The sequence below is a fragment of the Streptomyces sp. NPDC034043 genome (assembly GCF_055575675.1).
This window is the reverse complement of record NZ_JBVISF010000002.1, coordinates 691,715-713,962: the sequence shown is the minus strand read 5'-3', so window position 1 is coordinate 713,962 and position 22,248 is coordinate 691,715. Positions and strand designations below refer to the sequence as shown.

Sequence of the window (22,248 nt, the reverse complement as noted above, 5' to 3'; positions counted from 1 at the left end):
CCGGATGCGCGCTTCCGCCGCACGTCAGTTAGCGTTCGCAGCCCTCGCCGGGGCGCTCGTCTCCACCGGGGCCGCCGCCCCGCCCTCGCAGCTCCCCGTCCCGCCCAAGGTGCCCGTCGCAGCCGGTTACGGCGGGGCCGTCGCCAGCGTCGACGCCGACGCCTCCGCCGCCGGCATCGCCGTGCTGCGCGCCGGGGGCAACGCCGTGGACGCGGCGATCGCCACCGCCGCCGCGCTCGGGGTCACCGAACCGTACTCGGCGGGGATCGGCGGGGGCGGCTACTTCGTCTACTACGACGCCTCCTCGCGCCGGGTGCACACCATCGACGGCCGCGAGACCGCCCCGGCCACGGCCACCGAGACCCTGTTCCAGGAGAACGGCGCCCCCATCCCCTTCGCCGAGGGCCAGACCAGCGGCCGCTCGGTCGGCGTCCCCGGCACCCCCGCCACCTGGAAGAGCGCCCTCGACGCCTGGGGCAGCCGCCCCCTCGCCCAGCTCCTGCGCCCCGCCGAGAAACTGGCCCGCGACGGCTTCGAGGTCGACGGCACCTTCCGCGCCCAGACCGAGGCCAACCAGGACCGCTTCAAGGACTTCCCCGCCACCCGCGAGCTGTTCCTGCCCGGCGGGCAGCTGCCCGTCGTCGGTTCCACCTTCAAGAACCCGGACCTCGCCGCCACCTACGCCGAACTCGCCCGCAAGGGCACCGGCGCGCTCTACCGGGGCCCGATCGCCCAGGACATCGTCAACACCGTCCGCAAGCCCCCCGTCGACCCGGCCGCCACCCGCAACGTCCGCCCCGGCGACCTGACCACGGCCGACCTGCGCGCGTACGAGACCAAGCGGCAGGCCCCCACCCAGATCTCCTACCGGGGCCTGGACGTCTACAGCATGGCCCCCTCCTCCTCCGGCGGCACCACCGTCGGGGAGGCGCTGAACATCCTGGAGCGCACCGACCTGTCGAAGCTGTCCCCGGCGCAGTACCTGCACCGGTACATCGAGGCGTCCCGGATCGCCTTCGCCGACCGGGGCCGCTGGGTCGGCGACCCCGCCGCCGTGCCCGTCCCCACGCGCGAGCTGCTCTCGCAGCGGTACGCGGACTCGCGTGCCTGCCTCATCAGGCCCGACCGGGCGCTGACCAGCCCGCTGGCCCCCGGCGACCCCCGCAATCCCGTCCCGTGCGCCACCACGGGCGAGGCCGCCCCGACCACCTACGAGGGGGAGAACACCACCCACCTGACGGTCGCCGACCGCTGGGGCAACGTGGTCTCCTACACCCTGACCATCGAGTCGACCGGCGGCAGCGCCATCACCGTCCCGGGGCGGGGCTTCCTGCTCAACAACGAGCTGACCGACTTCTCCTTCGCCCCGGCGGCCCCCGGGGTCCCCGACCCGAACCTGCCCGGGCCGGGCAAGCGCCCGCGCTCCTCCATGTCCCCGACCATCGTCCTGGAGCACGGCCGTCCGCTCCTCGCGGTCGGCTCCCCGGGCGGCGCCACGATCATCACCACCGTGCTGCAGACCCTCACCGGCCACCTGGACCGGGGCCTGCCCCTGGTGGACGCCATCGCGGCCCCGCGCGCCAGCCAGCGCAACCAGACCACCACCGAGCTGGAGCCGGGCCTGTGGAACAGTCCGCTGCGCACCGAACTGGAGGGCCTGGGGCAGGCCTTCCGGCAGAACCCGGAGATCGGCGCCGCCACCGGCGTCCAACGGCTGCCGGACGGCCGCTGGCTGGCGGCGGCCGAGACGACCCGCAGGGGCGGCGGCTCGGCGATGGTGGTGCGCCCGCACGGCAAGCCGTAGCACTCGGGCCGCCCCGGCCGTTCCCGCCGTTTCGGCCGGGGTGTCCGGCCCGCGTTCCTACAGCGCCGTGAGGATCCTCGGGCCGGCGGCGGTGATGGCGACCGTGTGTTCGGCGTGGGCGGCGCGCGAGCCGTCGGTGGTGCGCAGGGTCCAGCCGTCGGGGTCGCAGGCGTAGTCGTCCGTACCGCCCGCGATCAGCATCGGCTCGATCGCGATGACCATGCCGGGGCGCAGCTTCATGCCGTGCCCCGGCGGGCCCTCGTTGGGGACGCCCGGGTCCTCGTGCATGCTGCGGCCCACGCCGTGGCCGCCGAAGCCCTCGGGGATGCCGTAACCGGCGGAGCGGCAGACGGTCCCGATGGCGTGGGCGATGTCGCCGATCCGGTTGCCGGGCGCGGCGGCGGCGATGCCGGCCGCCAGGGCCCGTTCGGCGGTCTCGACGAGGCGCAGGTCGGCGGGGCGGGGGCGGCCGACGGTGAAGCTGACGGCGGCGTCCCCGACCCAGCCGCGCAGCCGGGCGCCGCAGTCGATGCTGACCAGGTCGCCGTCGCGCAGCCGGTAGCCGTCGGGGATCCCGTGGACGATCGCGTCGTTGACCGAGGCGCACACCACCCCGGGGAAGGGCACCGGCGCGAAGTGCGGCCGGTAGCCGAGGAAGGGAGAGGTGGCGCGCGCCTCGCGCAGGACCGTGCGGGCCACCGCGTCCAGCTCCAGCAGGGACACCCCGACCCGGGCCGCCCCGCGTACGGCTGCCAGGGCGTGGGCGACCACCCGGCCGGCGGCGCGCATCTCGTCGATCGCTCGATCCGTCTTGAGTTGAACCATGCCAATAACTATACCGGTATAAGTTTACCGGGATAGTTATTGGGCTCCGGGGTAGGATGGGGGGCATGGTCCGTACCCCCCTGACACCCGAAGAGCGCGAGCGCGGCGAGCGCCTGGGCGCGCTGCTGCGCGAAGCACGCGCAGGCCGCAGCATGGTCGAGGTCGCGGCCGGCGCGGGGCTCTCCGCCGAGACCCTCCGCAAGATCGAGACCGGCCGGGCGCCCACCCCCGCCTTCTTCACGGTCGCCGCCCTGGCCGGTGTCCTCGGACTCTCCCTGGACGAGGTCGTACGGCGCTGCGCGCTCGTGCCCGCCTGACGGGCCGGCCCGGCCCCTCACGGGGCGTGTCCGGCGGCCGGACGGCCCAATGGGCGGTGCGAGGGGCGGGACCGGGGGCAGTGGTGCAGGCGTGTCAGTGATGAACGCAACGAAACGCCTCGGCCTCGCACTCCTCGGCGCCCTCCTCGCGGCCGGCCTGCTGGCCGCCGCCTGCTCCAACCCCGGAGGGCGGACCGGCGCCCTGCCCCCGGCCCCGCACGACGGCTTCCTCACGGCCGGCGGGAGCGCCGCGGACGCGCCTTCGCCGTCAAGGTTTGAGATTTCCGTAGCCCGCCCGTAACGCGGGTGGGATGCAATGCGTGCATGGAGACGCCGACTGCGCGGGTGATCGGGCAACTCACGGACTACCTGAGGGGCTTGACGCGGAGACTGGATCCCGGAGCCGGCTGGTACGGGGAATTCCTGCGGCGGGACCCGGAGGGGATGCGCGCCTGCCTCGACGGGGTGGCGATGCCGCCGTGGGACGTACTGGAATCGCTCCTCGGTGACCTGCCGCGGGAGGCGGGCGACGCGGCGGGCGAGGCCGTGTACGCGGCCGCGCTGCGGGCGGCGGCCGTCGCCGCGTGGGACGCGATGCCGGGCGGGGAGGGCGAGCTGCGGACCCTGCTCGACGCGGCCGTGGCGCAGCGGGCCGCCCTGGAGGAGGCGCTGCGCGGCCTGACCGCCCGGCGCGCCGGTGCCGGCGACCCGGCGGAGGCGGCCGCCCTGGACCGGGAGCTGGCCTGGGCCCGGGACGACGCGGCCCGCGCGGCCGCGCGGCACGCGGACCTGGCGGCCCGGCTGGCGGCCCTCCGGGCGGGGCCGGGGCCGGGGGCTGGGGCGCAGGAGCCGCAGTCGTCGCAGCCGGGGGCCCGGCTGCCGGAGCTGCCGCAGCGGCGGCCGGGGTCGCAACTGTCGCAGCCGTCGCCGCCGCCTTGGCCGCAGTCGGGGCCGCCGTCGCCGCCGCCGTCGCCCGAGCAGCCGCAGCCGCAGCCGCAGCAGCCGTCACCCGAGCCGCCGTCGTCGCCCGAGCCGCTGCCGGCCGTTTCGCCGCAGCGGGAGGGCCGGTGGCTGCGCGGCGCCCGGCGCTCCGGAGGAGCCCGGTACGCGGGCGCACCGTCGGCGGCGCTGCCCGCGCCCGGGGAGCCGGTCCCGGCGGCGGCCGTCCCGGACCTCCCCGTTCCGGCCCCGCGCGGCGCCCGCTACATCCGCCCGGCCGCCGGCCGGACCCCGCCGGCGCGTGGCGACGCCTCCCCGGCGCCGGGGACCGCACCGGCCGCGGCCGGAGCCACCCGGGCCGGACACCCCGGCCCGCACCCCGATGCGCACCCCGCCCCGGCCCCCGCCGGCCCCGACGCGCCCTCCGTACGGGACACCCCGGCCGGAACCCCGGCGCCCGGCCCGCGCGGCGGGTTCACCGCCGAGCTGCTCACGCTGCGCGCCCAGGGCCGCGGCGGCGAGGCCCACGCCCTGCTCTGCGAGGCCGCGGCCTGGCCCGCCGCCGAACTCCCCGCCCTCGCCGCCGAACTGGGCCGCGCCGGCCTGGCCGCCGACTGGGCCACCCTCCTGTGGGAGGCGGCCTCGCTCCCGCCCGACCGGCTCGCCGCGGCCGCCGCCGCCCTCGGCGAGGCGGGCCGGGAGGCCGACTGCGACGGCCTGCTCCGCCAGGGCGTGGCCCGCCCGGCCGCCGAGGTGGCCGAGGCGGCCCTCGCCCTCGGCACGGCCGGCCGGGACCGCGAGGCCCAGGCCCTGCTGGGCGCCTTCGTCCGGCTGCGCACCGCGGAGGAGGCGGCCGGCCTGGCCCGCCGGGACCCGCACTGGTTCGCCCCCCGGCTGCTGCGCGCGGCCCGGGCCCTGTCCGGGACCCGCCACCGCGATCTGGCGCACGCCCTGAGGGTGGCGGGAATCCCGGTGCCCTGAACCGCCCGTCCGCTGACCGCAAACGACCGCGTGGCGTCGTAACGTGATCGACTACTCCAACCGCGCAAGGTGGTCTTGCCCCAGGCTGTGACGAGGCCTACCTTCGACTCCCTACGGACACCCTCTACGTGCGTAGAAGCCGGCGTTCCCGTCGCGAGGAGCAGCTCATGGCCCAAGTCGTCCGCGCCGCACTCGTCCAGGCCACCTGGACCGGAGACACCGAGTCGATGATCGCCAAGCACGAGGCGCACGCCCGCCGGGCGGCCGCCCAGGGCGCTCGGATCATCGGCTTCCAGGAGGTGTTCAACGCCCCGTACTTCTGCCAGGTCCAGGAGCCCGAGCACTACCGCTGGGCCGAGCCCGTCCCCGACGGCCCCACCGTCCGCCGGATGCAGGACCTGGCCCGCGAGACCGGAATGGTGATCGTCGTCCCGGTCTTCGAGCTGGAGAGCGAGGGGTTCTACTACAACACCGCCGCCGTCATCGACGCGGACGGAAGCTACCTCGGCAAGTACCGCAAGCACCACATCCCCCAGGTCAAGGGCTTCTGGGAGAAGTTCTACTTCCGCCCCGGCAACCTCGGCTGGCCCGTCTTCGACACCGCCGTCGGCAAGGTCGGCGTCTACATCTGCTACGACCGCCACTTCCCCGAGGGCTGGCGCCAACTCGGGCTCGGCGGCGCCCAGCTGGTCTACAACCCGTCCGCCACCTCCCGCGGCCTGTCGGCCTACCTGTGGCAGCTGGAACAGCCCGCCTCCGCCGTCGCCAACGAGTACTTCATCGCCGCCATCAACCGCGTCGGCCAGGAGGAGTACGGGGACAACGACTTCTACGGAACCAGCTACTTCGTCGACCCGCGCGGCCAGTTCGTCGGCGAGGTCGCCAGCGACAAGGAGGAGGAACTCCTCGTCCGCGACCTCGACTTCGACCTGATCAAGGAGGTCCGCGACCAGTGGGCCTTCTACCGCGACCGCCGACCCGACGCCTACGGAGGACTCGTACAGCCGTGACCAACCCCATCCCGCTGCACAGCCGCCACCGCACCGTCCTGCCCGACTGGCTCGCGCTCTACTACGACCGCCCCATCGAGCTTACGCACGGCGAGGGCCGCCACGTCTGGGACGCGGACGGCAACCGCTACCTCGACTTCTTCGGCGGCATCCTCACCACGATGACCGCCCACGCCCTGCCCGAGGTCACCAAGGCCGTCGCCGAACAGGCCGGGCGGATCATCCACTCCTCCACCCTGTACCTCAACCGGCCCATGATCGAGCTGGCCGAACGGGTCGCCGCCCTGTCCGGCATCCCCGACGCCCGGGTCTTCTTCACCACCTCCGGCACCGAGGCCAACGACACCGCCCTGCTGCTCGCCACCACGTACCGCCGCTCCAACCAGATCCTGGCGATGCGCAACAGCTACCACGGCAGGTCCTTCTCCACCGTCTCCATCACCGGCAACCGGGGCTGGTCCCCGACGAGCCTCTCGCCGCTCCAGACCTACTACGTCCACGGCGCGGTCCGCTCCCGCGGCCCCTTCGCCGGCCTCGACGACAGCGCCTTCACCGCCGCGGCCGTCGCCGACCTGGAAGACGTACTCGGCCAGGCGCGCGGGGGAGTGGCCGCGCTGATCGCCGAGCCGGTCCAGGGCGTCGGCGGGTTCACCTCCCCGCCCGACGGGCTGTACGGAGCCTTCCGCGAGGTCCTCGACCGGCACGGCATCCTGTGGATCAGCGACGAGGTGCAGACCGGCTGGGGCCGCACCGGCGACCACTTCTGGGGCTGGCAGGCCCACGCCCAGAACGGCCCGCCCGACATCCTCACCTTCGCCAAGGGCATCGGCAACGGCATGTCCATCGGCGGAGTGGTGGCGCGGGCCGAGGTGATGAACTGCCTCGACTCCAACTCCATCTCCACCTTCGGCGGCTCCCCCGTCACCATGGCGGCCGGACTCGCCAACCTCGCGTACCTCCTGGACCACGACCTCCAGGGCAACGCCCGCCGCGTCGGCGGCCTGCTCCTGGAACGGCTCCGCGCCATCGCCGCCCACGTGCCCGCCGTACGGGAGGTCCGCGGCCGGGGCCTGATGGCCGGAGTGGAACTGACCGTGCCCGGCACCGACCAGGCCGACCCGCAGGCCGCCGCCGCCGTCCTGGAGGCCGCCCGCGCGGGCGGGCTGCTCCTCGGCAAGGGCGGCGGGCACAACACCAGCGTGCTGCGCGTCGCGCCGCCGCTCTCCCTCACCGTCGCCGAGGCGGAAGAGGGCGCCGGGATCCTCGAACAGGCGCTGCGCGGCATCCAGTAGGGGGACGCACATGAGCATCCGTACGCTGATCAGCGGCGGCCTGGTCGTCACCGCCGCCGACGAGCTCCACGCGGACGTCCTGATCGAGGACGGCCGGGTGGCCGCCCTCGCCGCGCACGGCTCGGCGGCCGCCGAGGCCTGGACGGCCGACCGTACGATCGACGCGAGCGGGAAGTACGTCATCCCCGGCGGGGTCGACGCGCACACCCACATGGAACTCCCCTTCGGCGGCACCGCGGCCTCGGACACCTTCGAGACCGGCACCCGCGCCGCCGCCTGGGGAGGCACCACCACCATCGTCGACTTCGCCGTGCAGAGCGTGGGCCGCTCGCTGCGCGAGGGGCTCGACACCTGGTACGAGAAGGCCGACGGGAAATGCGCGGTCGACTACGCGTTCCACATGATCGTGTCGGACGTGAACGAGCACACGCTCAAGGAAATGGACGGACTCGTCGAGGAAGGCGTGAGCTCGTTCAAACTGTTCATGGCGTATCCGGGGGTCTTCTACTCGGACGACGGGCAGATCCTGCGGGCCATGCAGCGCGCTTCCGCCAACGGCGGGCTGATCATGATGCACGCGGAGAACGGCATCGCGATCGACGTGCTCATCGAACAGGCCCTGGCGCGCGGGGAAACCGACCCCCGCCACCACGGCGAGGTCCGCAAGGTGCTCCTGGAGGCCGAGGCCACCCACCGCGCCATCCAGCTCGCCCGGGTGGCCGGAGCCCCGCTGTACGTGGTCCACGTCTCGGCGGAGGAGGCGGTCGCCGAGCTGGCCGCGGCCCGGGACAAGGGCCTGCCGGTCTTCGGCGAGACCTGCCCCCAGTACCTGTTCCTGTCCACCGACAACCTCGCCGAGCCCGACTTCCAGGGCGCCAAGTACGTCTGCTCCACCCCGTTGCGGCCGCGTGAGCACCAGGCGGCCCTGTGGCGCGGCCTGCGCACGAACGACCTCCAGGTGGTCTCCACCGACCACTGCCCCTTCTGCTTCCGCGGCCAGAAGGGGCTGGGGCGGGGCGACTTCTCCAAGATCCCGAACGGGCTGCCGGGGGTGGAGAACCGCATGGACCTCCTGCACCAGGCGGTCCTGGACGGGCACATCAGCCGCCGCCGCTGGATCGAGATCGCCTGCGCGAGTCCGGCCCGGATGTTCGGCCTCTACCCGCAGAAAGGGACCATCGCGCCGGGCTCCGACGCCGACATCGTCCTCTACGATCCGCACGCCGAGCAGGTCATCTCCGCCGAGACGCACCACATGAACGTGGACTACTCGGCGTACGAGGGCAAGCGGATCACCGGACGCGTCGACACCGTCCTCTCCCGCGGCGAACTGGTCATCGACCGCCGCGAGTTCACCGGACGGGCCGGGCACGGCACCTTCGTGCACCGCTCCACCTGCCAGTACCTCTAGCGGGTGCCGGGGCGGCCCGCCCCGGCACCCGCACTCCCCAGCAAGGAGCAGCCCGCCCATGGACTTCGGCCTCGTCCTGCAGACCGACCCGCCGGCCTCCCAGGTCGTCAGCCTGATGAAGCGCGCGGAGCGCAACGGCTTCCGCTACGGCTGGACCTTCGACTCGGCCGTGCTCTGGCAGGAACCGTTCGTCATCTACAGCCAGATCCTGGCCAACACACAGAAGCTGCACATCGGCCCCATGGTCACCAACCCGGGCACCCGCACCTGGGAGGTCACCGCCTCCACCTTCGCCACCCTCAACGACATGTACGGCAACCGCACCGTCTGCGGCATCGGCCGCGGCGACTCGGCGATGCGCGTCGCGGGGCGCGCCCCCAACACCCTGGCCCGCCTCGGCGAGGCCATCGACGTCATCCGCGACCTCGCCGAGGGCCGCGAAGCGCTCGTCGACGGCAACCCGGTCCGCATCCCGTGGATCAAGAACGGAAAGCTGCCCGTCTGGATGGCCGCGTACGGGCCCAAGGCCCTCGCCCTGGCCGGGGAGAAGGCGGACGGGTTCATCCTCCAGCTCGCCGACCTCTACCTCACGGAATGGATGGTCAAGGCGGTCCGCGCCGCCGCCACCAAGGCCGGCCGGGACCCGGACGCGATCACCATCTGCGTGGCGGCGCCCGCGTACGTGGGCGAGGACCTCGAGCACGCCCGCGACCAGTGCCGCTGGTTCGGGGGGATGGTCGGCAACCACGTGGCCGACCTCGTCTCCCGGTACGGCGAGCACTCCTCGATGGTCCCCGACGAGCTCACCGAGTACATCAAGTCGCGCGCGGACTACGACTACAGCCACCACGGCCGCGCCGGCAACCCGTCCACCGACTTCGTCCCCGACGAGATCGTCGACCGCTTCTGCCTGCTCGGCCCGATCGAGGCCCACATCGACAAACTCCGTGCCCTGCGCGACCTGGGCGTCGACCAGTTCGCCGTCTACGACATGCACGACGCGAGGGAGTCCACCATCGACGCGTACGGACAGCACGTCATCCCGGCGCTGCGCGACTGATCCCCGCGCCTGCTCCCGCGGGGTTCTGGTCAGGGCCAGTGATGAAGGGGAGGTCGGTCTCGGTGGTGCTGGTCATCGAGATCTCCAGGGTGGGGGAGCCCCGGCCGGGCGAAGCGCACCGCTCGGCCGGGAGGCGAGGGCGGGGTGGTTACGGCGTCGTTGCCTTAGCCGGTACGGGCGCGTCCTGGAGCGGCTTCTCCGTGATCGAGAACGCGACGGTGAACTTTGCGGCCTCGTTGTCCACGCTGTACTGCGGGGACCGGGAGCCGATACGAACCGGGAAGACGTCCATCGACCGGGAGCCGGGCACGTCGCCCTTGCGCAGGAACACCACCCAGCCGGTGGAGTCCTTCGTGAGCAGCTGCTCGATCTCGTCCGCGACCTTGTCCTCGTAGAAACCGAGGGACGAGTCGTCGGCCTGGTCCACGCCGGGGATCTTCGACTCGAACGTGCTCCCCAGGTCGGGGGTCTCGATGGCCTGGTTCGACAGAGACCAGCCGTCGATCGCTGCGACCGCGTTCGTCAGGTCGGTGCCGGCGGTCAGCTCCGCCCGAGTAGGAAGGTGGCCAGGACTTGTCCCGTAACTGCTGGTCACGGGTGAGATGATCTCGATGTGGCTGGTGTGATCACGGCGTCCGAGCCGTCCTGGATAGCCCCGTTCACCGGGCTGAGCCCGCGTGCTTTCGGGAAGCTGGTGACCGTGCTGCGGCGCGAGGGCGCGGACGCAGTCCGCAAGGGCCGGCCGTGGGGCCTTCCCCTGGAGGACCGGGCACTGCTGGTCGCGGCGTACTGGCGCACGAACCTGACCATGCGCCAGCTCGCACCGCTGTTCGGGGTGTCGAAGTCGGCCGCGGACCGCATCATCGACCACCTCGGACCGATGCTCGCGCTCCAGCCCCGCAAGCGGTTCGCCAAGGACACCGTGCTCATCGTGGACGGCACCCTGGTACCCACCCGCGACCACACCATCGCCGCGCAGTCGAGGAACTACCGGTACTCCACCAACCACCAGGTCGTCATCGACGCCGACACCCGCCTGGTCGTCGTGGTCGGCCGGCCGCTCGCCGGGAACCGCAACGACTGCAAGGCCTGGGAGGAATCCGGCGCCAAAGCCGCGGCCGGAAGGACCATGACGATCGCCGATGGCGGCTACCCGGGCACCGGACTCGTCATCCCGCACCGCCGCCGCAAGGGCGAAGACCTGCCCGAGTGGAAGGAAGTGCACAACACGTCCCACAAGCAGGTGCGTGCCCGGGTCGAGCACGTCTTCGCCCGCATGAAGACCTGGAAGATCCTCCGCGACTGCCGCCTCAAAGGTGACGGCGTCCATCACGCCATGCCCGGCATCGCCCGCATGCACAACCTCGCCCTCGCCGGATAGGCAAGCGGACCGCACCGCGATCGACCCACCCCGGCGACTCAAAGATCATTTACGGGACAAGTCCTAGGTGCGCCAAGCGCACGCCGACCGAACCTGGGCGTCTTGTCCTGACCCACTGAAAGCCGCTTGGAAGGACGAGCTCGAGTCCCTCCCCCCGTAAGGTCCGTGCTCGGGTCGAGCGCGCTTGCGCCCGGGATGAAGATCCGGACAATCCTGCGTGACTTCGGACTCAAGGGTGATGGCGTCCCCACGCGATGTGCGGGTCGCCCGGCTGCACAACCTCTCCCACGCTGGGCAGCGCGCGGCCCGAACAGCGAACGGTCCGTCCAGGCCGACACAAAGATCGTTTCTGGGATATCCGATCAGCAGGCGGCACGCTCTGCGGGCATGGCCTCGAAGGCAGTGTCCTGCGCGGCCAGCTGCTGTCTGGCCGAAACCATGTTTTGTGTTCGCAAGATCTCTTAGGTAGACAGGGGGGTCACGAGAGTGAGACGTGTTGGGCGCGTGACGGAACGACAGGTGGGGCATGAAGTTCGGCATGGGCAGCACGACGCTGTCCGAGCTGGGCAAGGCCACGACCGGTTCCAGCGACGACCTCGGCACGCTGATCGAGTTGCTGATCGCCGCGGCGGACCCGTTGGAGGGCAAGTTCAACGGCGTCGGCCGGACCGCGTTCGACTCGTTCAAGCGGCGCTCCGACGCGATCACCGCCGAGCTGAACGGATCCCTGCGGGCCATCCTCGGCGGTCAGGCCGGGATGGACACCTCGTTCAGCACCGGTGACCAGGAGCAGGGCGACAACGCCCACCAGAACATGGGCTCCGCCAACTTCGACGCCGCGCGCTTCGGCGCGCGCTGACACCCGGGGACTGAGACGCATGGCAAACCAGGGCCGCACTTCGTACGACATCGCTGCTTGCGTGGGGGTCCAGGGCGCGGCGGTGAAGGCGGTGATGGCCGAGTTCACGGCCGACGGCGTCTCGGACGAGTAGCACGGCAAGGAAGTCCGCTGGAGCAAGGCGGCGAACGAGGGTGCGCGACTCATCCGACTCGTCCGCACCACGCTGGAGCAGAACGACGCGACCGCGCAGGCCCGCTGGCGCGGGCCAAGGCGGCGGTCGACAACATCGGCTGACGCCGAGCTTACGGGGAAGAGGGGGTTGGACATGGACTGGGACATTAAGCCGTCTGGCGTGCGGGGAGTCCTGAATAAGACAGGGACCGCGGCGGAGGGATTCCAGAAGGCGAGCAAGGCGTTGGAGACGACGCTGCCAAACGCGGCGAAGCACGCGGGGCCCCTCTCCTTCGGTGGCGGTGAGGGTTCTGGGATGGGGCCCATCGCTGCCGCGCTGGCGGCGCTGATGGCGTCCCACAACGTGCGTCTGACGTTCATCGGGGCCCGGACGGGCGCCTCGATCAAGGGTGCGATGGACGCGACGACGGCGTACGTGAACGGCAACCTCGAGCAGGCGGCGAACGCCCAGCGTGAGGCTTTGAAGGCGCCGCAGGTCGTCTTTTTGGAGGCGGTCAAGAAGTGAGCGGCGACCATCCAGTCAACCCCTGTACGGTCCCGACATTCACGGGTGACCTGGAGGCGCTGGAACAGGACTATGCCGCCATCAAGGTTGCCGCGGTCACCTTCCGTGACGCGGGAGCCAACGTGGACTCCGAGTTCCAGGGCCTGTCCGCGTTCTACTCGGCGCCAGAGGCGGCCCAGCTGTTCGCGACGACGCATCCGGTGCGCACGGACAGCGACTTCTTCGCCGACCAGCTGGATGACGCGGCGAAGGCACTGGGTGAATACGTCAGCGAGGCGCGGCCGATCGCGGCGCGGCTGAAGGAGCTCCAGGCGAGGGCCGCAACCTTCAGCGACAAGATCAGCGGGGATGAGCACTGGAAGGACGACAAGAAGAAGACCGACGAGAACAGTCAACTGATCCGTGACATCAGTGCGACCGTCGCCGCGTTCTGGGCTGCCGAGAAGGCCTGCGCTGACAAGCTCCGTGCGCTGCATGGTGAACCCCCGCTCCGCTATGACGACGGATCGCACGGAAAGGACATGTACGGCTACCGATTGGAGGACCTGAACGCCTCCAAGTCGTTGCCGTGGGGTACCCGGTTCGGGCAGACGCACCGGTGGTACGAGATCGACCACTGGGCAAAGTCCTTCGTCTGGGACGGCATCGTCGTCGACGGCATCGTGGGCACCGTCCGAGGCCTCGGAACCCTTGTCGGCGTCGATGGCTGGGACAAGGCCGGCCAGGCCTGGACGGGCCTTGCGAAGCTGGGCACGGGACTGGCCCTCACCCTCCAGCCGGGCATGGGCGTGGTCTACTGGACGGCTGACGACAAGGCACTCCCCGCCTGGCTGCGCGACTCGCGCACGGCGATGAAGGAGACCGGCAAAGCCCTGGTCGCGTGGGATGAGTGGGGCAAGAACCCCGCTCGCGCGGCTGGTGCGGTCACCTTCAACGTCATCACCACCATCTTCACCGGCGGGGCCGGAACCGCCGCCAAGACGGGCACGGTCGCCAAGGCCATCGCAACGGCCGGCAAGGTCGGCAGGCTGATCGACCCCGTGACTTACGTTTTCAAGGCCGGCTCCTACACCTTCAACAAACTCAAGGTCGGCGAGCTCTTCGCGAAGCTGACCACGAGCGGTGACGCTGCCTTCCCGAAGCCCGACGACGTGGTCTGGAAGACATTCCCCAAGGCACAACCCCCGACCGGTGTGCGTCTGCCGCACCCCGAGGACACGGTGCGCCTCCCTGACGACGCCCTGGGCCGGCCCCAGTACTACGACAAGATCACCAACCAGCTCCTCGACCAGGCAGGCGTCCCGAAGCAGGAGCTCACCACGGTCCCCAAGGGTGTAGGCCACCCCCTGGCCGAGGCCCCCAAACGCCAGGAAGTCACCGTCGGCGCCCCCAACACCCACACAACAGTCGGCATAGCCCATCCCTCCGGCGGCGCGGTTACCCACACCCCCGGCGGGGCTGCGTCCCACACCCCGGGCGGCACTGCGGACAACATGCCGCATAACAGCCACACCGAACCCGGCGGCGGAGGCGCAGGCCGCGGCGGCGCGGACACCTCCCCGGCTGACGGCCACACCGACACGCCATCCGCGAGCGGTCACGGCACATCGGGTGGCAACGGCAACGGCCCCCATCAGCACAGTGGCGACTCCGCTCCTGCCAGTCGTTCCGGTCACCCCACGGAATACGAGCGGGCACGTTCGACGCCCCCCGAGCAGCGGACCGCCGCGGAACGGGCCGCCATCACCAGAGAACATGTGCGACTCGTGAACGAGGATGACGCCTGGCGCCAGAAGCATTACAACGAAATCAGACGTCGGCTAAGCATTTATCGGGAGGTTGATGGTCAGATCCTCCCGCAGCTAGTCAAGAAGCCGGAGGGCGGATGGATGAATGCCGACGACCTCCCATTTGGCGACTCCGAGGCATTTCGACTCGAACCATTGGAGCGAGGGCGTAACACAGTCCCGGACGACGCCGGCCTCCAACATCTCGACGACGTATCTGACAGGCGCTGGGCCGGTATGGAACTCACAGACGCGCAAGCGAAGTTCCAAGCAGATCCTTCCATGGAGAAGCTGGAGGCCCTTCGCCTGGCCAAGGAGTCCTTCAACGACAGGGTAGGAAGTGGGGTAGCAAACAACACCAAGCTTGGCGAAGCTCTCGGCGAGGAGGCCGCGAGACACCACATGCTGCTACTGAAGGAGTTCGAAGGAGCGAGGGAGATCACAGATCTTCCTGAAACACCCAACGGATCACGCCGTTTCGACCAGCTTTGGCGGACAAAGGACGGCAATCTACTCATTGTCGAGGCCAAGGCTCCCAACGGGACGCTCAAATGGCGCCAAGGAAATGGGGCACTAGATGCGCAAACCCAAGTGAAGCAAGGGACGCTCGGATACGTTCGCACCGTCGTGACCGATATGGAGGATCGCGCGATGACATCCCCGAAGGACGCCGAATACGCGGACGAACTCCGCATCGCCATCAAGAATGAGACCCTGCAATACGTGCTCGTCACGGCCGCCGAGAACAGCGGAAGGTATGCTGGAGCCGAGCTGAAGTACTTCAAGATATTCGAGGAGTCATAAGGTGACTGTGACCGTTTCCCGGCACTCGTTCCCTACGGAACATGCCGCCGAGGGTCTTGCGGTACTGACCAGAAGTGCGGGTCGGCTGATCGATGACCTGGAGGAGCCCCCCACCGATCTAGGTGATGCCCTGCGGCTGACGCTCACCTTGGCGAAGTCCCGCTGCCTGTTGGACCCCGAGGCCGGCGAGCTCGCCACCTGGGAGGCCTGGGTCACCGCCATGCAGACCGGCTCCGCGCTGTTCGCCGCGGCCACCGCGGGCGAAGGGTCCGTAACCTGCCGCATCGCGGATAAGGACCGGGTCCTGCCTGCGATGGGCGCTCATCGTCAAGCCGACGCGGGAGCCTGGCTGGCGGCCTTCTACCTGGCAGTCGTCTGCCGAGAGAAAGCGCGGCTGACTGCCCTGTGCCAGATCCCCATCTCTCTCCTCCGCGAGGCTGAGGCCCCGTACGACGAGTACGTCTACGCATGGGTGGACACTCTTCAGACATACTGGCTCGGCAACTCCGAGCTGGTCAGCAAGCTGGTCGCCGCAGTCGACGGCACCGACCCGTCGGTCGTCACCATCGCCGACCACGAGGTGACGGCGAAGATCCTCTATCCGCCAATGGAGCTGTTTCACCGCTTGGTGCGCGAGGACCACGACAACTTCAACCGGGCACTGAACGAAACGCTCCGCTGGCACAAGGACTACTGGAGCGACGAGGACCGGGCCCTTCAAGCGAGCGGTCTCGTCGCGCTCGCCCCGCTGGCCATGGCCTGCTTCGCCTACGACGCGGGCTTCCCCGTCGAAGTCCGCTCGGACTACCTGCCGAAGTACCTGCTGGAACGCGCATGGGCCGGAGAGTTTCCGACCTGACAGCGGCCCTTTGGTCCCTCACCAAGACAGCCGGACCGCCCCCGACGCGTCCGGGGTGGTCGGGGTCGGGTCGGTGTCCTCGTAGAAGCGCAGGGAGCCGATCGGGCGGTCCGCCGAGGTGGTGAGGTGCGGGGTCAGGGCAGCGAGGAAGGCCTCCACGTGCGGGAGGCACTCGGCGTGGATCTCCTGGCGGGCCGTGAGGGCCCAGCCCCTTGGAGTGCGAGTGAGGTCGGCGGAGCAGTCGCCGCCCACGCGGTACACCGGGCGGCGCCCCGCCAGCACTTTGAAGGGCGGGTGTACGTACTCGCCGTCCGCGTCCGCGTCCTCGTACTCGTCCTCCTCGGGGTACGGCTCCGTGTGGTCGCGGATCAGGACGAGCACCGGCTCCGGGGTGGAGGCGTCGAGGTCGAGGGCAAGTTCGAGTGCGTAGATATCGGCCATGAGGCCCTGACCTCGACGGGTACCGGGCTGGCCTGGACCGGCTGCAGGAGGCATACGACCGGTCGTTGTCTCCCGCCGCCGCGCTTGCCCAGCTCGGAGTGCATCCTGGAGATCCGGTGGCCGGGCGAGCCGAGGTGTGTGAGATGGCCGAGACGGACGAGCTCTGGAGGCTACGGGAACTAGCGCAGGAGTGAGGCGCTCGTCCAGGTCCGAAATCCGCCGACCGGTATGGAACCTGCCGCCGTGCGCGGTGACATCAGCTGAAGGAGGATGTGTGCTCACGCGCGTTCCGCGTCACGCGTTCATCGCTGACAACGTGGCCGAGGCCATGGCACCGATCATCGAGGGTGCTGGGGAGGCTCTTGCGGGGCTCGGGACATCCGGGGACGACCGTCATGACGCCCTGATGCTCACACTCGTCACAGCCAAGTGGCACTGCCTCGCGGACCCCATTGCGGACCGGTTCACGACATGGGAGGCCTGGATCCTCGCCATGCAGACCGGCTCCGCGCTGTTCACGGCCGGTCAGGCCACCGTAGGGCCCGTAAGGTGCCGCATCGGCGTCAATCACGAGGAGAAGGAGCTGCCGGCGACAGGACCTCAGGAGTACCTGCACGCCGCCAACTGGCTCACCTCCTTCTACCTGGCGGCGATCTGCCGGGAGGGCGAGCGCATGAACCGGCTCGCGCAGGTTCCCCTGCCCTTCCTCCGCGCGTCCGGTGCGGAGTTCGACGAGTACATCTACTCGTGGGTGGAGACGCTCCAGAACCACCGTTTCGGGAGGCAGGAGACGTGGGACAGCCTGGTCCGTGCAGTAGAGGGCACCGACCCCGCACACGTTCAGATCGCCAGCCAGGAGTTGATGCTGAAAATCCTCTGCCCGCCGCTCAACCTGTTCCACAGGTATGCGACCCGGGACGAGGAACGGTTCAACGAGGCCCTGGCCGAGGCGCTCACATGGCACAAGGAGTACTGGACTGCAAACGAGGCCCGTTCGAGGAGCGGCGAAGGCCTGGTCGCGCTTGGCCCGCTCGCGATCGCCTGCATGGCCCGTGACGCAGGTATGGCGATCAAAGTCGAGTCCGAGTATCTCCCCAAAGAACTCCTGGAGTTCGGCTGGGCCGGAGAAGTAGACGCCTGATAACCGACTCCGGCGCCCGCGCCGGAGTCGCCGCCTCTCTCAAGCACGCCTTCCGCGTCGCCATGGCCCCTCGTCCCGCACCGGCCGTCGGGTCCACCACGGACGCGGTCCTTGATGCCCTGCTCCAGCACCGTAGCCAAACTGTCCTCGACCAGCGGCTACGCGCCTTCCACGAAGCCGTTCGGAGTCGGCGACTGCCCCAGTGCCAGCCTGGCACCGAGCTGCCCGCCGCATCGCGGCACTACCAGCCGCAGGGCTCCGGACCGTTCGCGTTCGCCCGCGCCGCACACCAGGGAGCCCGTAGATGCTGCCATCCGGACCGTCTCGTTCGGTGCCGTAGCGTGAAGCGCGTCCCCCGCTCGACGCCTCCCTGACCCCGCTGTCCGTCACCGGCGCGGTCGAGCCACCAGGGGGACGCTGGTGAGCGACACGAACGACGTCTCGACAACGTCGTCGGGGGCGACCTGATCAGATACCTGAGCCAGACGGCGTTCGAGCGCCGCAACGTTGCTGGTCTGGTCGATCGTGGCGACACCGTTGATGCTGATCCGCAGCGGCTCAGCCAGCAGGGCCGCGACCCGCTCGTGAAGAACTTCCTGCGCCACGGCCCGCGCCGCGCCGAGCCGTTCGTACCTCTGGCCCAGGTCTGCCGGATCAGTGTCCGGCCCGAGCCGCGGCATCAGCCAGCGCAGGACCTCGCTGTTCATGATGCTCCCTTCCACTCCACATGCGGAACTGGGGAGGAGCGCCTGCTCCTCCCCAGCCGGTCTACGTCGTCTTGCGGGGTGCCTTGGCCTTCGGAGGCGGCTCGCCTTCCCAAGCAAGCAGGGTTGGTGATCTGCTCGGCGATGGCCGGGTCCCTCACCTTCGTGCCGGCCGTCAGCACGATGGGGACGCGCTCCTCAGGGTCGAGGACGTGCACCGTGGCCGCGAGGACGCCCACGGCCTTCACCGCGGCGCTCACAGGACAGTCGCCGTGATGTGGCAGTCCGGCGAGACCAGGACCGGCATGGCGACGGCGGCGCCCTCGGTCCAGATCTGCACCGGGTCATCCTGGGCATCCCGCGTGATCACGATGCCCGGGGCCTCCTGCCGTTCGATCTGCGGGCCGTGCCCCGGGACAGGGCCAGGGACTCGGCGGTGGTGCCGTACTGGGTCTGGCCCCACCGATGTCGGTCCGGCGGGAGGAGGATCCACTCGTCCTCGGGCAGGACGCGCTTGGACACGTCGTCCTGCCAGACCTGCGCCTTGTACTGGGTGATCGGCGGAAGACCGTACGTACCGCGCACGGAGTTGACCTGCTCCGGGGTGAGTGCGGACGTCGGGGTCTGGCCGCCGGCCGGGGTGCCGTAGTACGCGGCTCGGTAGGCCTGGTTCCCCGCGAGGTGGGAGCCCGCCTTACGGGAGGTGCGGACCATCTCGGGAGCTGGGGCGCCGATGGAGTCGAGGTAGTCGATCCAGCGAAGCTCGTCGGCGAGCGGGTCCGCATCTGGCGCGCTCCACGGCATGTTCGCCGCGGGGACGCCGTAGTCCACCTCGACGGTCAGCCCGTTCTCCCCGGCCAGGGTGAAGCGGGCGTCCACTAGCGTTCTGACATACGATCAGGAGCGCGGGTCGTCGCGGTAAACGGGGTGCTCATGTACAGGTTGTTGGTTTCGCAGACGGACCCGAGGGGGCTGCGTACGATCGCCGATGCGCTCGAGGCGAGCGTGCCGACCGGACCGGTCCTGATCGACGTCGCGCCGGGTCACTACCGGACCGAGGCACTCCGCTGCTGGGGCACGGTCGCCGTCAACGCGCTCGGCGGACGCGGATCAGTCGTCATCGACGGGGCCGCCGCGTACAACTTCCAGGTGGAAGGCCACATGACACTGCGGGGCCTGGTCCTGCGCAACTGGCACGAGACCGGACGGGTGCTGAATGCGGTGGGCGGTACGGCGGTGGTGGAGGACTGTGAGTTCCTCGCCAAGTCCGGCAACGCCGTCAGCGCTTGGGGCGGAGCCGAGCTCTTCCTGCAGCGCAGCACCGTACGCGAGGGGGCCGTCGTCTACTCCGATGCCGCCGGCCTGATCGAGGAGAGCTCGGTGATCGGCTCCGCCCTCTGCGGTATCGCGCTGCGGGACGGCAGCCGGGTCAGCGTCCGCAACACCCGGGTGCAAGGCGCCGCGGACCACGGCATCCTCGTGGCCTCGGGAGTGAACGCGCTGATCGAACAGTGCCGGGTCGAGGAGACCGGACAGGCGGGGATCCTGGTGCGGGAGCATGCGCAGGCCACCATCCGTGCCAGCGAGATCCACCGTTCGACCCAGTGCGGTCTGGTGGTGCGCGACAGTGGGCAGGCCGATGTCCACGGCCTCCTCATCGCGGAGCCGGCGGTCGACGGCGTCTGGTGCACGACCTCCGGCAACCTGACCGCCGCCCGGATGACCGTCAGGGACGCCGAACGCAACGGGGCCTTGGCGGACGAGCGGTCGACGGCCACCCTCACCGACTGCGAAGTCGTGCGGGCCGGCGCGCACGGGATCCTGGCCGGCGATGGGGGCAGGGTGGCCCTGGTCAGGGGAGTGGTCTCGGAGTCCGACCTCGGAGTGGGCGTCACCGGCGACGGCTCCTTGATCATGAACGGCACCCTGGTGGCGCGCAACGGCCGGGCCGGCATCGGCGTCGACGCCGGGGCGCGGGTGGTGATTCAGGGCTGTGAGGTCACCGGTACGGACGGCCCGGGGATCATCACTGCGCAGGGCTCCCATGTCGAGATCCGGGATCTGGTGGCGGAGGGCAACAAGGCCGAAGACCGCCTGGAGGTCTCGCCCGTGGCGACGGCCGCTTCGGCGCAGGCCCCGGCCCCGGCAGCGGCGGCTGTGGCGCCCGCGCGGACCGAGCCCGCCGGGGCGGAGACGCCCGTGACGGCCGAGGCGATGGACGGCCTGCTGGCCGAGCTGGACGCCATGGTCGGGCTGCGGGAAGTCAAGGAAGAGATCCGGAAGCTGGTCAAGTTCCTGCGGGTCGCCGAACAGCGCCGGGCGGCGGGGCTGCCCGAAGGGCCGGTGATCGGCCGGCACATGGTGTTCTCGGGCTCCCCGGGTACTGGCAAGACCACCGTCGCGCGCGTCTACGGCCGGTTGCTGGCCGCGCTCGGCGTGGTCGTCGGCGGCCACTTCACCGAGGTCTCCCGCGCCGATCTGGTCGGGTCACACCTCGGCGAGACGACCGCGATGACCACCGCGGTCTTCAACAAGGCGCGCGGCGGAGTGCTGTTCATCGACGAGGCCTACACCCTCTCCCGCCGATTCGGCACCGGAAGCGACTTCGGCCAGGAGGCGATCGACACGCTGGTCAAGCTGCTGGAAGACCACCGGGAGGAAGTCGTCGTCGTCTTCGCGGGCTACTCGGCCGAGATGCGCGAGTTCCTGTCCGCCAACCCGGGCCTGCAGTCGCGGATCTCCCGGACCATCGAGTTCGAGGACTACAGCCCGGACGAGCTGGTCGGCATCTTCGAGCGACTGGCCGGGCAGTACGGCTTCCTGCTCGCCGAACCGACCCGGGCCGCGCTGGCGGCCCACTTCCAGCAGGTCCGGCGGACCGAGACCTTCGGCAATGGACGGGAGGCCCGGCGGATCTTCGAGGCCGCCCTGGAACAGCAGGCGCTCAGGCTGGCCGACCGCGAGGACACCCCCTCACCCGAGGAACTGGTCCTGCTCCTGCCCGACGACCTGGACGGAGTCGTCGATCGCGGACTGGGCGCACGGTTCGCGGAGGCCAGGGATTCCGCGCAACTGGACACGATCCTCGCCGAGCTCTCGGCCATGGTCGGGCTGGAGGACATCAAGGCGCAGATCCGAGGCCTGACCGACCTGATCATCACCACCCGGCGACGCCGGCAGGCCGGCCTTCCCGCCGACCCGATGCCGAGCCACCTGATCTTCTCCGGCCCGCCCGGCACCGGCAAGACCACGGTCGCCCGCCTGTACGGCTCCCTGCTCGCCGCTCTCGGCGTCCTGGCCCGTGGCCAGGTGGTCGAGGTGTCCCGCAGCGACCTGGTCGGCCCATGGGTCGGAAGCACCGCCCTCCAGACCGCCGAGCAGTTCGAACGAGCCCGTGGCGGCGTTCTGTTCATCGACGAGGCCTACACCCTGGCCCGCCCGGGCGGAACGGGACACGACTTCGGGCAGGAGGCGATCGACACCCTGGTGAAGCTGATGGAGGACCACCGGGACGAGGTGGTCGTAATCGCCGCCGGCTACACCGACGAGATGACGGCCTTCCTCGACGTCAACCCCGGTCTGGCCTCCCGGTTCTCGGCCACCATCGGCTTCCCCGCCTACAGCCCTGAGGAACTGCTCACCATCCTGGCTCACCACGCGGAGCGTTCCGGCTTCGAGACCCCGGACGCCACTCTCCAGGCGGTCCGAACCCAGATCGCCGCCGACCCCGAGAGGTTCGCCCAAGGCAACGCCCGCGAGATCAGAAAACTTTTCGACGAGGTCAAGAGCGCCCATGCCCGCCGCATCGCCGCCCTCGAACGCACCGGCCGTGAAGCGACCCTGGACGATCTCCGCGTCCTCCTCCCGGAGGACGCCGCCGGCTAGGGCGGGTTGTGAAAGTGCTGTTCACAGCCACTCGTTGATGGCTGCGACCGGCACTGTCGCCTCGTATCG

Annotated in this window: 20 protein-coding genes and 1 pseudogene; 16 read left to right on the top strand and 5 right to left on the bottom strand. The window is 70.5% G+C overall.

Annotated features, from left to right (window positions below; all coding sequences use genetic code 11):
* The first annotated feature begins 4 nt into the window (after positions 1–4).
* Positions 5–1,804: a gamma-glutamyltransferase gene (gene ggt, locus ACZ51S_RS07895; RefSeq protein ID WP_468960118.1), complete on the top strand. Its 1,800-nt coding sequence runs from the start codon at positions 5–7 to the stop codon at positions 1,802–1,804.
* A 57-nt stretch (positions 1,805–1,861) separates the two neighbouring features.
* Here ggt and map read toward each other — a convergent pair whose 3' ends face one another.
* Positions 1,862–2,629 carry a type I methionyl aminopeptidase gene (gene map / locus ACZ51S_RS07890; RefSeq protein ID WP_468479896.1) on the bottom strand — a complete coding sequence of 256 codons (768 nt, stop codon included), beginning with the start codon at positions 2,627–2,629 and terminating at the stop codon, positions 1,862–1,864.
* A 65-nt stretch (positions 2,630–2,694) separates the two neighbouring features.
* On the opposite strand from map, the gene ACZ51S_RS07885 reads away from it, so the two are divergent.
* The 7 genes from ACZ51S_RS07885 (at position 2,695) to ACZ51S_RS07855 (ending at position 9,639) form a co-directional block, all read left to right on the top strand.
* Positions 2,695–2,946 carry a helix-turn-helix domain-containing protein gene (locus ACZ51S_RS07885; RefSeq protein WP_361603255.1) on the top strand — a complete coding sequence of 84 codons (252 nt, stop codon included), beginning with the start codon at positions 2,695–2,697 and terminating at the stop codon, positions 2,944–2,946.
* Positions 2,947–3,046: 100 nt separating this feature from the next.
* Positions 3,047–3,247, top strand: coding sequence for a hypothetical protein (locus tag ACZ51S_RS07880; RefSeq protein WP_468479895.1), 201 nt, complete (start codon positions 3,047–3,049; stop codon positions 3,245–3,247).
* 23 nt (positions 3,248–3,270) lie between these two features.
* Positions 3,271–4,866: a hypothetical protein gene (locus tag ACZ51S_RS07875; protein WP_468802403.1), complete on the top strand. Its 1,596-nt coding sequence runs from the start codon at positions 3,271–3,273 to the stop codon at positions 4,864–4,866.
* 167 nt (positions 4,867–5,033) lie between these two features.
* Positions 5,034–5,876 (top strand): nitrilase-related carbon-nitrogen hydrolase, encoded by an 843-nt coding sequence (locus ACZ51S_RS07870; protein WP_388942770.1) that lies wholly within the window; start codon positions 5,034–5,036, stop codon positions 5,874–5,876.
* Positions 5,873–7,168 carry an aspartate aminotransferase family protein gene (locus ACZ51S_RS07865; protein WP_468479893.1) on the top strand — a complete coding sequence of 432 codons (1,296 nt, stop codon included), beginning with the start codon at positions 5,873–5,875 and terminating at the stop codon, positions 7,166–7,168. The genes ACZ51S_RS07870 and ACZ51S_RS07865 overlap by 4 nt, the downstream gene beginning before the upstream one ends.
* Positions 7,169–7,178: 10 nt before the next feature.
* Positions 7,179–8,579: a dihydropyrimidinase gene (gene hydA, locus ACZ51S_RS07860; RefSeq protein WP_468960117.1), complete on the top strand. Its 1,401-nt coding sequence runs from the start codon at positions 7,179–7,181 to the stop codon at positions 8,577–8,579.
* A 58-nt stretch (positions 8,580–8,637) separates the two neighbouring features.
* Positions 8,638–9,639 carry a TIGR03842 family LLM class F420-dependent oxidoreductase gene (locus ACZ51S_RS07855; protein WP_468479891.1) on the top strand — a complete coding sequence of 334 codons (1,002 nt, stop codon included), beginning with the start codon at positions 8,638–8,640 and terminating at the stop codon, positions 9,637–9,639.
* Positions 9,640–9,787: 148 nt separating this feature from the next.
* Here ACZ51S_RS07855 and ACZ51S_RS07850 read toward each other — a convergent pair whose 3' ends face one another.
* A complete protein-coding gene (locus ACZ51S_RS07850) occupies positions 9,788–10,234 on the bottom strand; it encodes a phage tail tube protein (protein ID WP_468479890.1) in 447 nt (148 codons plus the stop codon).
* An 18-nt stretch (positions 10,235–10,252) separates the two neighbouring features.
* Between ACZ51S_RS07850 and ACZ51S_RS07845 the strand changes: the two genes are divergently transcribed.
* From ACZ51S_RS07845 to ACZ51S_RS07820, 6 genes and pseudogenes are all read left to right on the top strand, one after another.
* The gene (locus ACZ51S_RS07845) at positions 10,253–11,020 is read left to right on the top strand and encodes a transposase (protein ID WP_468960114.1); all 768 of its coding nucleotides are present in this window, start codon (positions 10,253–10,255) and stop codon (positions 11,018–11,020) included.
* 526 nt (positions 11,021–11,546) lie between these two features.
* Positions 11,547–11,879: a hypothetical protein gene (locus ACZ51S_RS07840; protein WP_468479888.1), complete on the top strand. Its 333-nt coding sequence runs from the start codon at positions 11,547–11,549 to the stop codon at positions 11,877–11,879.
* 19 nt (positions 11,880–11,898) lie between these two features.
* Positions 11,899–12,155: pseudogene (locus ACZ51S_RS07835) on the top strand (hypothetical protein).
* 31 nt (positions 12,156–12,186) lie between these two features.
* Positions 12,187–12,558 carry a DUF6507 family protein gene (locus tag ACZ51S_RS07830; protein WP_468960111.1) on the top strand — a complete coding sequence of 124 codons (372 nt, stop codon included), beginning with the start codon at positions 12,187–12,189 and terminating at the stop codon, positions 12,556–12,558.
* Positions 12,555–15,149, top strand: a complete 2,595-nt coding sequence (locus ACZ51S_RS07825) for a hypothetical protein (RefSeq protein WP_468960108.1) — start codon at positions 12,555–12,557, stop codon at positions 15,147–15,149. The genes ACZ51S_RS07830 and ACZ51S_RS07825 overlap by 4 nt, the downstream gene beginning before the upstream one ends.
* A 1-nt stretch (position 15,150) precedes the next feature.
* Positions 15,151–16,008: an immunity 49 family protein gene (locus tag ACZ51S_RS07820; protein ID WP_468479885.1), complete on the top strand. Its 858-nt coding sequence runs from the start codon at positions 15,151–15,153 to the stop codon at positions 16,006–16,008.
* 18 nt (positions 16,009–16,026) lie between these two features.
* On the opposite strand, the gene ACZ51S_RS07815 is transcribed toward ACZ51S_RS07820, so the two are convergent.
* Entirely contained in the window at positions 16,027–16,449 is a 423-nt protein-coding gene (locus tag ACZ51S_RS07815) for a hypothetical protein (RefSeq protein WP_468479884.1), read from the bottom strand.
* A 274-nt stretch (positions 16,450–16,723) separates the two neighbouring features.
* Here ACZ51S_RS07815 and ACZ51S_RS07810 point away from each other — a divergent pair, with 274 nt between their 5' ends.
* Positions 16,724–17,590, top strand: coding sequence for an immunity 49 family protein (locus ACZ51S_RS07810; protein ID WP_468960105.1), 867 nt, complete (start codon positions 16,724–16,726; stop codon positions 17,588–17,590).
* A gap of 386 nt (positions 17,591–17,976) precedes the next feature.
* Here ACZ51S_RS07810 and ACZ51S_RS07805 read toward each other — a convergent pair whose 3' ends face one another.
* Together ACZ51S_RS07805 and ACZ51S_RS07800 are read right to left on the bottom strand one after the other, a co-directional pair.
* Positions 17,977–18,297 (bottom strand): hypothetical protein, encoded by a 321-nt coding sequence (locus ACZ51S_RS07805; RefSeq protein WP_468960103.1) that lies wholly within the window; start codon positions 18,295–18,297, stop codon positions 17,977–17,979.
* Between the two features lie 363 nt (positions 18,298–18,660).
* Positions 18,661–19,173 carry a major capsid protein gene (locus ACZ51S_RS07800; protein ID WP_468886246.1) on the bottom strand — a complete coding sequence of 171 codons (513 nt, stop codon included), beginning with the start codon at positions 19,171–19,173 and terminating at the stop codon, positions 18,661–18,663.
* 66 nt (positions 19,174–19,239) lie between these two features.
* On the opposite strand from ACZ51S_RS07800, the gene ACZ51S_RS07795 reads away from it, so the two are divergent.
* A complete protein-coding gene (locus tag ACZ51S_RS07795) occupies positions 19,240–22,179 on the top strand; it encodes a right-handed parallel beta-helix repeat-containing protein (protein WP_468960102.1) in 2,940 nt (979 codons plus the stop codon).
* The last annotated feature ends 69 nt before the right edge of the window (positions 22,180–22,248 follow it).

Coding starts and splice junctions, on each gene's coding strand:
- ggt (WP_468960118.1), top strand. CDS start 5: ATGCGCGCTTCCGCCGCACGTCAGTTAGCGTTCGCAGCCCTCGCCGGG.
- map (WP_468479896.1), bottom strand. CDS start 2,629: ATGGTTCAACTCAAGACGGATCGAGCGATCGACGAGATGCGCGCCGCC.
- ACZ51S_RS07885 (WP_361603255.1), top strand. CDS start 2,695: ATGGTCCGTACCCCCCTGACACCCGAAGAGCGCGAGCGCGGCGAGCGC.
- ACZ51S_RS07880 (WP_468479895.1), top strand. CDS start 3,047: ATGAACGCAACGAAACGCCTCGGCCTCGCACTCCTCGGCGCCCTCCTC.
- ACZ51S_RS07875 (WP_468802403.1), top strand. CDS start 3,271: ATGGAGACGCCGACTGCGCGGGTGATCGGGCAACTCACGGACTACCTG.
- ACZ51S_RS07870 (WP_388942770.1), top strand. CDS start 5,034: ATGGCCCAAGTCGTCCGCGCCGCACTCGTCCAGGCCACCTGGACCGGA.
- hydA (WP_468960117.1), top strand. CDS start 7,179: ATGAGCATCCGTACGCTGATCAGCGGCGGCCTGGTCGTCACCGCCGCC.
- ACZ51S_RS07855 (WP_468479891.1), top strand. CDS start 8,638: ATGGACTTCGGCCTCGTCCTGCAGACCGACCCGCCGGCCTCCCAGGTC.
- ACZ51S_RS07840 (WP_468479888.1), top strand. CDS start 11,547: ATGAAGTTCGGCATGGGCAGCACGACGCTGTCCGAGCTGGGCAAGGCC.
- ACZ51S_RS07830 (WP_468960111.1), top strand. CDS start 12,187: ATGGACTGGGACATTAAGCCGTCTGGCGTGCGGGGAGTCCTGAATAAG.
- ACZ51S_RS07815 (WP_468479884.1), bottom strand. CDS start 16,449: ATGGCCGATATCTACGCACTCGAACTTGCCCTCGACCTCGACGCCTCC.
- ACZ51S_RS07805 (WP_468960103.1), bottom strand. CDS start 18,297: ATGAACAGCGAGGTCCTGCGCTGGCTGATGCCGCGGCTCGGGCCGGAC.